The 12,119-nt window shown below is 60.8% G+C and carries 11 protein-coding genes; 8 read left to right on the top strand and 3 right to left on the bottom strand.

The annotated features are described in order from the left end of the window. Window positions 1-45: 45 nt before the first annotated feature. The 5 genes from HU742_RS16695 to HU742_RS16675 all read left to right on the top strand — a co-directional run bounded on the left by HU742_RS16695 (window position 46) and on the right by HU742_RS16675 (window position 7,853). Window positions 46-1,617 carry a sensor domain-containing diguanylate cyclase gene (locus HU742_RS16695; RefSeq protein ID WP_186636473.1) on the top strand — a complete coding sequence of 524 codons (1,572 nt, stop codon included), beginning with the start codon at window positions 46-48 and terminating at the stop codon, window positions 1,615-1,617. A gap of 204 nt (window positions 1,618-1,821) precedes the next feature. Then, the gene (locus HU742_RS16690; protein ID WP_186636463.1) at window positions 1,822-4,398 is read left to right on the top strand and encodes a bifunctional diguanylate cyclase/phosphodiesterase; all 2,577 of its coding nucleotides are present in this window, start codon (window positions 1,822-1,824) and stop codon (window positions 4,396-4,398) included. 70 nt (window positions 4,399-4,468) lie between these two features. Then, a complete protein-coding gene (gene xth, locus HU742_RS16685) occupies window positions 4,469-5,263 on the top strand; it encodes an exodeoxyribonuclease III (RefSeq protein WP_186636461.1) in 795 nt (264 codons plus the stop codon). A 110-nt stretch (window positions 5,264-5,373) separates the two neighbouring features. Beyond that, window positions 5,374-6,195 carry an arylamine N-acetyltransferase family protein gene (locus HU742_RS16680; protein ID WP_186636460.1) on the top strand — a complete coding sequence of 274 codons (822 nt, stop codon included), beginning with the start codon at window positions 5,374-5,376 and terminating at the stop codon, window positions 6,193-6,195. Between the two features lie 137 nt (window positions 6,196-6,332). Continuing rightward, window positions 6,333-7,853 (top strand): nucleobase:cation symporter-2 family protein, encoded by a 1,521-nt coding sequence (locus tag HU742_RS16675; RefSeq protein ID WP_186636458.1) that lies wholly within the window; start codon window positions 6,333-6,335, stop codon window positions 7,851-7,853. 81 nt (window positions 7,854-7,934) lie between these two features. Here the strand turns inward: HU742_RS16675 and HU742_RS16670 are convergent, their stop codons facing one another. Next, complete coding sequence (locus HU742_RS16670; RefSeq protein ID WP_186609776.1) at window positions 7,935-8,285, bottom strand: hypothetical protein; 351 nt, start codon at window positions 8,283-8,285, stop codon at window positions 7,935-7,937. Between the two features lie 246 nt (window positions 8,286-8,531). On the opposite strand from HU742_RS16670, the gene HU742_RS16665 reads away from it, so the two are divergent. Continuing rightward, window positions 8,532-9,353, top strand: coding sequence for a shikimate 5-dehydrogenase (locus HU742_RS16665; RefSeq protein WP_186636456.1), 822 nt, complete (start codon window positions 8,532-8,534; stop codon window positions 9,351-9,353). Window positions 9,354-9,359: 6 nt separating this feature from the next. On the opposite strand, the gene HU742_RS16660 is transcribed toward HU742_RS16665, so the two are convergent. Beyond that, the gene (locus tag HU742_RS16660) at window positions 9,360-10,007 is read right to left on the bottom strand and encodes a YceH family protein (RefSeq protein ID WP_186636447.1); all 648 of its coding nucleotides are present in this window, start codon (window positions 10,005-10,007) and stop codon (window positions 9,360-9,362) included. 130 nt (window positions 10,008-10,137) lie between these two features. On the opposite strand from HU742_RS16660, the gene HU742_RS16655 reads away from it, so the two are divergent. After that, a complete protein-coding gene (locus HU742_RS16655) occupies window positions 10,138-10,647 on the top strand; it encodes a DUF1993 domain-containing protein (RefSeq protein WP_186636446.1) in 510 nt (169 codons plus the stop codon). A 63-nt stretch (window positions 10,648-10,710) separates the two neighbouring features. Here the strand turns inward: HU742_RS16655 and sstT are convergent, their stop codons facing one another. Then, window positions 10,711-11,943 carry a serine/threonine transporter SstT gene (gene sstT, locus HU742_RS16650; RefSeq protein ID WP_186636445.1) on the bottom strand — a complete coding sequence of 411 codons (1,233 nt, stop codon included), beginning with the start codon at window positions 11,941-11,943 and terminating at the stop codon, window positions 10,711-10,713. Between sstT and HU742_RS16645 the strand changes: the two genes are divergently transcribed. After that, the gene (locus tag HU742_RS16645; RefSeq protein WP_186636444.1) at window positions 11,942-12,079 is read left to right on the top strand and encodes a hypothetical protein; all 138 of its coding nucleotides are present in this window, start codon (window positions 11,942-11,944) and stop codon (window positions 12,077-12,079) included. The two genes, sstT and HU742_RS16645, sit on opposite strands and share 2 nt — an antisense overlap. Window positions 12,080-12,119: the final 40 nt, after the last annotated feature.

Here is a 12,119-nt window from a genome sequence, read left to right as displayed (position 1 = left end):
GGCTTTGAGCGATTCGCTCATGTCCTGCCCCCCTCAGGAATTCGCTTGCCTATCCCCACTTTTGATCCGTTCCACGCTCCCGGTGGTGCTCTCAAGCGCCTGCCGTTGCTCAAGGCAGCGGTTGCGTTTATCGCCGCTGTCTGCCTGTGCCTGTGTGGCTTGCTCTACCTGCAGTTGGAACAGTCCCGTCGCTACGACCTGGCGTCGGCCCGCGTCGCCTCGGCCAACCTGACGCGGGCCATGGCCCAGCAGGCCCAGGACACGTTTCAACAGACTGACCTGGTCCTCGCCAGCCTGGCGGACTGGATGCAGATCGACGGTTTCGGCCACGCGTTACAACCGCGTCTGCAACAGACGTTCGCCCGGCGCGTGCAATCGTTGGAGCAGTTACATGGGCTGTTCCTGTTTGACAAGGACGGACATTGGGTCATCACCTCCTTCGCCAATCTGCACAGGGGAGCGGGGGTCGCGGATCGCGAGTATTTTGCTTTTCATCAACAGAATGCCTCCCTGCTTGCGCATATCGGGCCGGCGATTCGCAGTCGCCAGAATGGTGAGTGGATCATCCCCGTTTCACGGCGATTGAACGATTCGGACGGCAATTTTCAGGGCGTGCTGATGGCCGGGGTCAAAATGGCCTACTTCGATCAGTTCTTCAAAAGCTTCAGCCTCGATGACGAAGGCGAGATGGTCCTCGCCCTGGCCGACGGAACCTTGCTGGCTCGCCGGCCTTTCGATGAAACCAAGATCGGCCGTTCCCTGGCCCAGGACGCGATCTTCCAGCATGAGACGCAAGGGACCGTCATCGGCAACGCGGTGATCCGCTCCGCCGCCGATGGGGTCATCAGGCTTTATGATCATCAGCATTTGCGCGCGTATCCCCTGGTTGTCACCGCCGCGATGTCTGAAGAAGCGATCCTCGCGGGCTGGTACGACAGGGCGTTCCAATCCAGTCTCATCGTGGGCCTGGTCGTGCTGGGCATCTGCCTGTTCGGCTGGGTATTCGTGCGCCAGGTGCGTAACAGCGAGCGAATTGAAGCCGACCTGCGCAGGGCCCAGGAGGCGCTGGAGCTGATCGCCACCCATGACAGCCTGACCGGACTGGCAAACCGCCGTTTGTTCGAGCGCGCCCTGGACATCGAATTTGGCCGAGGCGCCCGTCAGCGCAGCCCGTTGAGCCTGATCATGCTCGATATCGATTTCTTCAAACGCTACAACGACACCTACGGGCACGTTGCCGGAGACCACTGCCTGGCGGAAGTAGCGACCGTGCTCAGGAATTGCTGTCATCGCAAAGCCGACCTGGCGGTGCGTTACGGCGGTGAGGAGTTCGCTGTGCTGCTGCCCGACACCAACCTGCAGGGTGCGATGGCATTGGCCGAGCAGATCCGTCGCAGTGTCATCGACAAGCATATTACCCATTCGGCTTCCCCCTCCGGTTATCTGACCGTGAGCCTGGGCTGTTATGCCTTCGTGCCTAGCAGCCTGGACAGTACCGAAGCGTTCATCCAGCGCGCCGATGCGGCGCTCTACCAAGCCAAGCACAGCGGTCGCAACTGTGTCGAGGCCTTGTCCAGGGAAGGCGTGCTCGATGCTTTGGAGCGCTCCGATCGTTGAGATTCGTTGGAATCATCAGTAGCGCAGGACAGTCCATTGTTCGACCCGTGGCGCAAGCGATGCGTAGGCCCTTTCGTCAAATTCCGTAGGCTCGTCATCTGTCACAGCGGTGGCTGCTAAGGTTAAGAAAACGCCAGGGCCGAGCGCCGCTCATGAAGTAAAGCTGTACGGCGAAGCCAGCGCCGCAAGGACAGGAGCACGTCAATGGACACCACTGCCGCTACCCCCTCTGACGCCAAGCGTCACACGCCGATTACCCGTCGCCTGGTGGTGGCCGTCGGCGGATTGTTTGTCCTGGGGGTTCTGGTGGCCGTTGTCGCGCTGTTCAACATCGCGCAAAAGCTGGATACGGAGGATGTGCGCAAAACCCATTTCTATATCGAACGCGCCCTTGATAACCGCATCACCGCCTCGAAGAACTACATCGCCAGCTACGCCTACTGGACCACGGCCTACGATCACCTCAACGGTGAAGTCGACGTGCAGTGGGCCTATGCCGAACAGAACATGGGCAAGACGCTATTCACCAATGATGACTTTGAGGGGGTATTCGTCATTGACCGTGAGCGCACCAAATACGCCGTGGTGCGCGGGCAGCATGTCCAGGCAGAGGCAACGGCCTACATGGATACGCCGCTGGCGGACCTCATGGATCAGCTCCAGGCGCAAGCTGACCTGACGACGCCCGCGATCCGTTACACCTTGTTCGAAGGCTGGCCGGCCGCTGTTACGGCTTCGGTGATTCTTCCCAATGACGAACGCCCCCGGGTGGCGCCTGAAGGAACGTCGGTCTTGCTGTTCGTCGATCAACTCACGCCCGTCAAACTTCGCAAGTTGGGCAAGAGCTACGGCCTTACCGAGTTGACCCTCGTCAAAGACACCGCGTTGGGGCCCGGCCAGGCCGCCGTGCCGCTCGACAGCACGGGTTATAGCCTGGTGTCGCGGCTGGAGCGGCCGGGCCAGCAGTTGCTCTGGTCGCTGCTGCCGCCATTGGGTGGGGCGTTGCTGATCCTGGCATTGCTCACGGCTTACTTTTTTCGCTATGCCATGCGCACGGCTCGACAGGTAGACGCCAGCTACGACAGCCTTGAAAAGTCGAAACAAGCACTTGAAGCCAGCGAAGAGCGCTTTCGCGCCGTGGTCGAAGCCGCGTCCGACTGGATCTGGGAAATCGATAGCCAGCAGCACATCACCTACCTGTCGGGTCGCTTTAATACCGTCACGGGATTTTCCGACCAGCAGTGGCTGGGCCAGGACATCGAACAATTGTTGTATTGCGATACGACCCCGATCGCGCTGTGGCTAGGCAAACTGGTGGAGGATCAGAACGCCAGCAACCTGCGTTGTTCCTACCGCGATCATTCCGGGCAGTTGCGGTTCTGTCGGGTTTCGGCGCGGCCGATCTATGACAAGGCCGTCGTTACGGGGTATCGCGGCACCGCCAGCGACATCACCGACGAGGTCGCAGCTCATGCCCAGGTCCAGCATCTTTCGCTGCACGATGCGTTGACCGGCCTGCCGAACCGCAACAAGTTGGCGAGGCACCTGGATGACGCCTTGGTCGCCAAGGAGCATGCCGCGCCGTTGGCCTTGCTGATGGTGGACCTGGACAACTTCAAGCCGATCAACGATTCGCTTGGCCACCCGGCCGGCGATGCGGTGTTGCTGGAAGTCGCCCAGCGCCTGCGCGACAGCACGCGTGAGCAGGACCTGGTGGCGCGCCTGGGAGGTGATGAGTTCGTGGTGGTGCTCAGTGGCGTGGAGCACAGCGCTGAAATTGATCGATTCTGTGCGCGATTGATCGACAGCCTGCAACAGCCGATTCACTACGAGACCCATTCGCTGCACATCGGCGCCAGCATCGGCATTGCCGTCAGCCGCCGCCAAGGCTATGTGCCGAGTGAATTGATCCGCTGCGCCGACATCGCCCTGTACCAGGCCAAGTCAGAGGGCAAGAAGACCTGGTGCTATTTCGTCTCGCACATGAACGACCAGATCCAGCACCGACGCCAGCTGGAAAGTGACCTGCGCCAGGCGGTGAAGAACAACGAGTTCATCCTGCATTTCCAGCCTCGCTACAAAGTCGATGGCAGCGAAATCGTCGCAGTCGAGGCGCTGGTTCGCTGGCAACATCCGACCCAAGGCTTGTTGGGCCCCGACGCGTTTATCCCGCTGGCCGAACAAACCGACCTGATTGTCCCGCTTTCACGCTGGGTATTGCGTGAGGCCTGTCAGACCGCCCTGACCTGGCCGGGAGCGTTGATGGTTTCGGTCAATCTTTCCCCGGCACAATTCGAACGCAGCGATGTCGTGGAGGATGTGCGCCAGGTACTGATCGAAACCCATTTCCCGGCGAGTCGCCTGGAGCTGGAAATCACCGAAAACGTCATGCTGAACGATGTGAATGGCGCGCTCCAGGTCATGAATGCGCTCAAGGAGTTGGGCGTGCGCTTGAACATGGACGACTTTGGCACCGGTTATTCATCCCTCGGTTATTTGCGTACCTACCCATTCGATGGCATCAAGATCGACAAGCGCTTCATCGCCTCCATGAGCAACAGCAGCAACGATCGGGCCGTGGTCCAGGCGATCATCAACCTGGGCAAGGCGATGGGCTTGACCGTCACTGCCGAAGGTGTTGAAACGCTGGCCCAATTGGGGTCGCTGGGCTCGGATGAATGCCACGAAGTCCAGGGGTATTTCCTCAGTCGGCCAATCGACAAACAGGCATTTGCGAACTTGCTCTTGAGCGGCCAGTCGTTACCGCGAACCGGTTCCTGAACAGTGGTTGCAACCTGGGCGGCTTCCTCACGGTCACAACCAGTGTGTTGGCATTCAGAGTTTTTGGCCCATGAAGAACCTGCGAATCGCAACCTTCAATATCAACGGCATCCGGGCCCGGTTGCCTAACCTGCTGGAGTGGCTGGAACGGGAGAAACCCGAGGTCGTTTGCTTGCAGGAACTCAAGGCGGCGGATAAGGATTTCCCGGCAGCGGAACTGGAGTCGGTAGGGTACGGATCGATCTGGCATGGCCAGGCTTCGTGGAATGGTGTTGCGATCCTGGCCCGCGATGCGCAACCGCTGGAGAGCCGGCGCGGCCTGCCGGGGGGCGACGACGACAGTCACAGTCGCTACCTGGAAGCGGCGGTGCACGGTGTCCTGGTGGGCTGCCTTTACCTGCCCAACGGCAACCCGCAGCCAGGCCCCAAGTTCGACTATAAATTGGCCTGGTTCGAACGGCTGATCGATTATGCGCAGGCGCTACAGGCAAGCGATCATCCGGTGGTGCTGGCCGGAGACTACAACGTGGTGCCCACCGACATGGACATCTACAACCCGCGTTCCTGGCTCAAGGATGCGCTGTTGCAGCCTGAAAGCCGCGAGTGTTATCAGCGGCTGCTGGACCAAGGCTGGACGGACTCGTTGCGTCACCTCTACCCGGACGAGCGCATCTACACTTTCTGGGATTATTTCCGCCAGCACTGGCAGAAGAATTCCGGGCTGCGCATCGATCACCTGCTGCTCAACCCGGCGGCCAGCGCCTACCTGAGCGAGGCGGGCGTGGACGCTTGGGTCAGGAACCAACCTCATCCCAGCGACCATGCGCCCACTTGGATTCGGTTGTCTTCGCGAAAGCGGCGTTAAACGTAGAACGGGCGGTCGCCGCAGATTGTCCGCAAGAGGGAAATGCCTTATACCTGCGGATTGCCGCCAGCTTACCGCTGGCCCTGCACCTGACAGGAAAGGACATCCCCATGAGCGAGTCGCGACTGAGCGATACCGGCCGCTATTTGCGCCGACTGGGCTTCGACACGGCCCCACCGCCAACCCTCGATACGTTGCGCCTGCTCCAACAGCGTCATACGGCCGAGTTTCCGTTCGAGACCCTCTCGTCGCTGCTGCGTCAGCCGGTGCCCATCGACCTCGAATCGGTCGAACGAAAGGTGTTCGAGCAAGGGCGCGGCGGGTATTGCTACGAGCTCAATCAGTTGTTCCTCGCGCTTTTGCAGGTGCTCGGCTTCAGCGCCCGCGGCATCACCGGACGGGTCGTCATGAACGCGCCCGAGGGCGCCTGGACCGCGCGCACTCATCGCTTGAGCCTGGTGACGCTTGACGACGTGCGCTATATCACCGATGTCGGCTTCGGCGGCATGGTGCCCACCGCGCCGCTGTTGCTGGACAGTCGCGACGTTCAACCGACACCCCACGAGCCGTACCGCATCGAGGCCAATGAAGACGGCTATCTGCTAAGGGCCAAGGTCGCCGATGAATGGCGGCCGATGTACCTGTTCGACCTGCAACGCCAGGAGGAAATCGACTACGCCGTCGGCAATTGGTACGTCTGCTCCCACCCGGAATCACCCTTCATGGGCCGGTTGATGGTCGCTCGTACTGGGGAAGGGCTGCGCAAGACCCTCAATGGCAACAGCTACGCCGTGCACCGGATTGGACACGACAGCGAACGACGCACCATTAACGATGCCGATGAACTGATCGACCTGCTGGAAAACGAGTTTGGTTTGAGGGTGCCGCCCCGAGGGGAGCTGCGGCCCGCGGTGCAGCGGCTTTTAGTGTAGAAAGCTGAAGCTTCTGGTTCGGCAATTGCAACCCTGTAGACGATGTACGGGCAACAAGTTGTATACAACTCTATGGACATTTGTCCCGAGTTTTGAATACAGTGTGCTCATAACAAAAAACAGGGAACCCCCGAACCATGAAAACGCCCCATGTTTCACTCCCACGGCCCGAGGACGAAAACCTCGGCGTCGGCGCGAATATGGCTTACGGCCTGCAACATGTGTTGACCATGTATGGTGGCATCGTCGCGGTGCCCTTGATCATTGGCCAGGCGGCGGGGTTGTCACCGTCGGACATCGGTCTACTGATCGCCGCGTCGTTGTTCGCAGGGGGGCTGGCAACTTTGTTGCAGACGCTCGGCGTGCCGTTTTTTGGCTGTCAGCTACCGCTGGTCCAAGGCGTCTCGTTTTCGGGCGTCGCCACCATGGTCGCGATTGTCGGCACCGGCGGAGAAGGGGGCTTCCAGGCCATCCTCGGCGCCGTCATCGCCGCATCCCTGATCGGCCTGCTGATCACGCCGGTGTTTTCGCGGATCACCCGGTTCTTCCCGCCATTGGTCACCGGCATCGTTATCACCACCATCGGCCTGACGCTGATGCCGGTGGCGGCGCGCTGGGCAATGGGCGGCAACAGCCATGCGCCCGATTTTGGCAGCATGGCAAACATCGGCCTGGCTGCGGTGACCCTGGTATTGGTGTTGTTGCTGAGCAAAATGGGCAGCGCGACCATCTCGCGGCTGTCGATTCTGCTGGCGATGGTCATCGGTACGGTCATCGCCGTGTTCCTCGGCATGGCGGATTTTTCCTCCGTCGGCGAAGGCCCGATGTTCGGCTTCCCGACGCCGTTCCATTTCGGGATGCCGACCTTTCACATCGCCGCGATCCTGTCGATGTGCATTGTGATCATGGTGACGCTGGTGGAAACCTCCGCCGATATCCTGGCAGTGGGTGAGATCATCGACACCAAGGTCGACTCCCGGCGCCTGGGCAACGGTCTGCGGGCGGACATGCTGTCGAGCATGATCGCGCCGATCTTCGGTTCCTTCACCCAAAGCGCGTTTGCCCAGAACGTCGGCCTGGTGGCGGTGACTGGGATCAAGAGCCGTTTCGTGGTGGCAACTGGCGGGGTGTTCCTGGTCGTGCTCGGCCTGTTGCCGTTCATGGGGCGGGTGATCGCCGCAGTGCCCACCTCGGTGCTCGGTGGCGCCGGTATCGTGCTGTTCGGCACCGTGGCCGCCAGCGGCATCCGGACCCTGTCGAAGGTTGATTACCGTAACAACGTCAACCTGATCATCGTCGCCACATCCATCGGCTTTGGCATGATTCCTATCGCCGCCCCGAACTTCTACGATCATTTCCCCAGTTGGTTCGCGACGATCTTCCATTCGGGCATCAGCTCCTCGGCGATCATGGCGATCATCCTGAACCTGGCGTTCAACCACTTCACCACGGGCAATTCCGACCAGCAGTCCGTCTTCGCCGCCGGTACTGAGCGGGTGTTGCGTTACCAGGATCTGGCGGCGCTGCGCGAAGGGGATTACTTCAGTGACGGCAAGCTGCACGACTGCGACGGCAACGAGATTCCGGTGGTAGCGGTGGCTGAGCACCTGGCGCCAGAGCACGACCCGGTGCGGCTGAAAAGCAGCGAGCACGTCTGACCTCGTAGCTGATGCCAGCCCAAAAAAAGCAGCCGGCGATCACTGATCGCCGGCTGTTTTTTTGTGTCGCTTGAACGGTGATTACCAGCGACCGTAATGGCCGCGTGGTGGACCGTAGTAATAGCCGCGTGGCGGACCGTAATACACCGGTGCCGGACGGTAGTAGATCGGCTGTTCCACGTACACCGGTTGCGGCTGGTAATAGACCGGTGGCGGCTGTTGCACATAGACCGGCTGCGGCTGCACGTAAACCGGTTGCTGGACGTACACCGGCCGGTCACGGCTGATCAGCGCCGAGCCAACGATGGCCGAGCCGACGATGGCGCCGAACACTGCGGGCCCCTCCCAACCACCGCGACCATGGGCGGATGCCTGGCCGGTGACCGCGAGAGCCCCCACAAGCAGGGCGATGATGGGGAGTTTGCGTTTCATGGCGATTCCTCGTTCCGGCCCCGGCGCCTGTGGTCTGCAACAGACCCAAGTAGGGGCGCGGGGATACTTGCTATGACCGCGATTTTCCCAGGATTTGCAACGCCGTTGGGTAAATGTTGTGTAAGGTCTGTGGCGGTTTTTTCTACAAATTGCCGAGTCGCCACGCTGCGCCCGGTGTCTGATCATCGAAATAAACTGTCGGGACGGTGATCCCGCCTGTCCGAAAGTGGCATCAAGGAGACGAGCATGCAGATCAATCCCAACAAAGACACCCAATTGTGCATGTCGCTATCGGGGCGCCCAGGCAATTTTGGCCTGCGCTTTCACAATCATCTGTACGAACAGCTGGGGCTGAATTTCTATTACAAGGCCTTCAGCAGCCAGGACCTGCCTGGTGCGGTGCGCGGGATACGTGCCTTGGGCATTCGTGGCTGCGGCGTATCGATGCCGTTCAAGGAGGCGTGCATTGCCTTGGTCGACGAATTGGACCCTTCCGCCGCAGCGATCCAGTCCATCAATACCATTGTCAATACCAACGGGCACTTGAAGGCCTACAACACCGACTACATCGCCATCGCTCAGTTGCTGCAAAGTCATGCCGTGCCCAAGGATTCGACCTTTGCGCTGCGCGGCAGCGGCGGCATGGCCAAGGCCGTCGCCAGCGCCTTGCGCGACGGAGGCTACAAGAACGGGCTGATCGTCGCTCGCAACCAAACCACTGGCCGAGCCCTTGCCGATTCGCTGGGTTACGACTGGCAGTCTGAACTGGCTGACCGACGCCCGCAGATGCTCATCAACGTAACGCCAATCGGCATGACCGGCGGCCCGGAAGCGGAACACCTGGCGTTCGACCGCGCCGCGATCGCCGCGGCTGACACCGTGTTCGATGTCGTGGCGATCCCGTCGGAAACGCCGCTGATCGTGCAGGCCCGGACGGAGGGCAAGCGAGTGATCACCGGGCTGGAAGTCATCGCAATCCAGGCCTTGGAGCAGTTCGTCCTGTACACCGGCGTGCGGCCCAATCTGGAACAGTTCGAAAAAGCCGTGGCCTTCGCCCGGTCCGTGTAGGCCTCGTTATTCCAGTCGTGCCAGGCGTTCTTCCAATGCGGCGATCCGCGCTTCGAGTTCTTCGATGCGCTCCAGCGATACGCCGCTGCCAATGCTGCGTTCTGTCGGTTGGTGGCGGGCGGCGAGGATGGCCTCGATGTCCGCCGGGTCGCCCATCGCATGCACATAACGGTCTTCGCGCTGGCCGGCCTGGCGTGGCACCAGCAGCGCCAAGCCTCGGGCAATCAGCCGCTCAAGCTGATGCACGACCTGCTCGGCATCTTCGAAGTCATGCATGCGGCCGCTGCGGGTCAGCAGCTCATTGACCGTTTGCGGGCCGCGCAAAAATAGCAATCCCATCAGGATCACCTGGGCCGGCACCAGCTCCAGCGCTTTGTCGACCCGGTGTTCCCAGCGGTCGGCGCGGCTGCCCATCACCAGGCGGGTGAAGCCCTGGCCTTCCAATGCCCGCAGGCTCTGGCCGACCTGGCCCGGATTGAGGTTGGTCACTGGTTCACGACTGGTTTTCTGGTTACAGGCGAGCACCAGCGCGTTGAGCGTGAGGGGATATGTTTCGGGATTGGTCGCCTGCTTTTCGATCAATGCGCCGAGAATGCGGATTTCCGTGCTATTGAGCCGTGGTTCTTCGGCCTGGCTTTGTTCTTCGATGCTCATCGCGCGTTCCCTATGCTGTGGAGGACGCTAGCCTAATCCTTGCGCAATAAAAGACAAGGTGCGTAACAAGCCGTGGCTATAATCGCCCACGTTCGATTCATCTCTTTTTCATCACCCGCATGAGACCACCATGACTATTTCCCTGTACGCCGCCTCCGTCCCGGTTTTCAAGCAGATGCTCACTGCCCTGAGCGATGTCCTGAACAAGGCCGAAGCCCACGCCACCTCAAAAAGCATCGACCCGAACGCTTTCCTGCAAGCGCGCCTCTTCCCGGACATGTTCCCGTTGGTGCGCCAGGTGCAGATTGCCGTGGATTTCGCCAAAGGCGTGTCCGCCCGTCTGGCCGAGATTGAAGTGCCGAAATATGACGACAGCGAGACCACTTTCGCTGAGCTGCAAGCGTTGATCGCCAAGGTGCTGGCGTTCATCGATGGCATCAAACCCGAGCAGATCGACGGCAAGGAAGGCATTGAAATCGTGACCCGTCCGGGCACGCCGAAGGAGAAGCGCTTCAGCGGCCAAACCTACCTGTTGACCTACGGTCTGCCGCAATTCTTCTTCCATGTCACCACGACCTACGCGCTGTTGCGTCACAACGGCGTAGAAGTGGGCAAGCGCGATTACATGGGCGCGTTCTAAACCCGCAAGCATGAAAAAGCCCGGAACGGTGTGAGCCGTTCCGGGCTTTTTTGTGTCTGTCTGTCAGGCAGTACGCTGCGACCGTTCTTCCTCACCCAGGCAAGCCGCCGCGGTGAACAACACATCCGTCGACGAGTTCAGCGCGGTTTCCGCCGAGTCCTGCAAGACACCAATGATGAACCCCACGGCGACCACTTGCATGGCGATTTCGCTGGGGATGCCAAACAAGCTGCATGCCAGCGGAATGAGCAGCAGCGAACCGCCGGCGACACCGGACGCACCGCAGGCGCAGATGGCGGCGACAACACTCAGCAGCACCGCCGTGGGCAAATCCACCGCGATACCCAGGGTATGCACGGCCGCCAGCGTCAGCACTGTGATGGTGATGGCGGCGCCAGCCATGTTGATGGTTGCGCCCAGCGGGATCGAGACCGAATAGGTGTCTTCGTGCAAGCCGAGGCGTTTGCTCAGTTCCAGGTTCACCGGAATGTTCGCCGCCGAGCTGCGGGTGAAGAACGCAGTGATGCCGCTCTCGCGCAAGCAGGTGAACACCAGCGGGTATGGGTTGCGACGCAGCTTCCACAACACAATGAGCGGGTTGACCACCAGTGCCACGAACAGCATGCAGCCGATCAGCACGGTCAACAGGTGCAGGTAACCGAGCAGGGCGCCAAAGCCGGAAGTGGCCAGGGTCGACGCCACCAGCCCGAAGATCCCCAGCGGCGCGAAGCGGATGACCAGGCGCACGATGACGGTCACGCCGTTAGACAGGTCATCCAACACGGTGCGCGTGGTTTGGCCGGCGTGGCGGATGGCGACGCCCATGCCGATGGCCCAGGCCAGGATGCCGATGAAGTTGCCATCCATCAGCGCCCGGACCGGGTTGTCCACCACGCTGAACAGCAGGCTTTGCAGCACTTCGCTGATGCCGCCGGGCGCGGTGACGGCGACGTCGGAAGTGCTCAACACCAGGCTCGACGGAAATAACGTGCTGGCAACGACCGCGACCACCGCGGCGGCGAAGGTCCCCAGCAGATACAGGAACAGGATGGGCCGGATGTGGGTTTCCTGGCCGTGCTTATGGTTGGCGATCGAGGCCATGACCAGTACGAACACCAGGATCGGCGCAACAGCCTTGAGCGCGGAGACGAAGACCTTGCCGATGAACGCGGTGGACTTTGCCAGCTCCGGTGCCAGCCACGCCAGCAAGATACCGGCGATCAGGCCGATGACAATTTGCGTGACCAGGCTGGTGTGTTTGAGGCGGTGCAGAAGAGAAGGGGAGACAGCTGTCATGACGGTATCTCTGATTTTTTATGTGCAACGGTCAGCCGAACAGGGCAACAAGCGGGCAGGCCACATGAGCGGGACCGAAAAGAAAGTAGAGCGTTTGCAGGCCGCGGACTTTATCACAGCCCAACGAAAAATCTGACGGACCTGTGACGATCCGTCACCTGCTTGTTTGAGCGGAT

Origin of the sequence: Pseudomonas marvdashtae (genome assembly GCF_014268655.2) — a bacterium.
GTDB lineage: Bacteria > Pseudomonadota > Gammaproteobacteria > Pseudomonadales > Pseudomonadaceae > Aquipseudomonas > Aquipseudomonas marvdashtae.
Note: the sequence above shows the minus strand (reverse complement) of the source record. Positions and strands in the feature narration are given on the sequence as shown.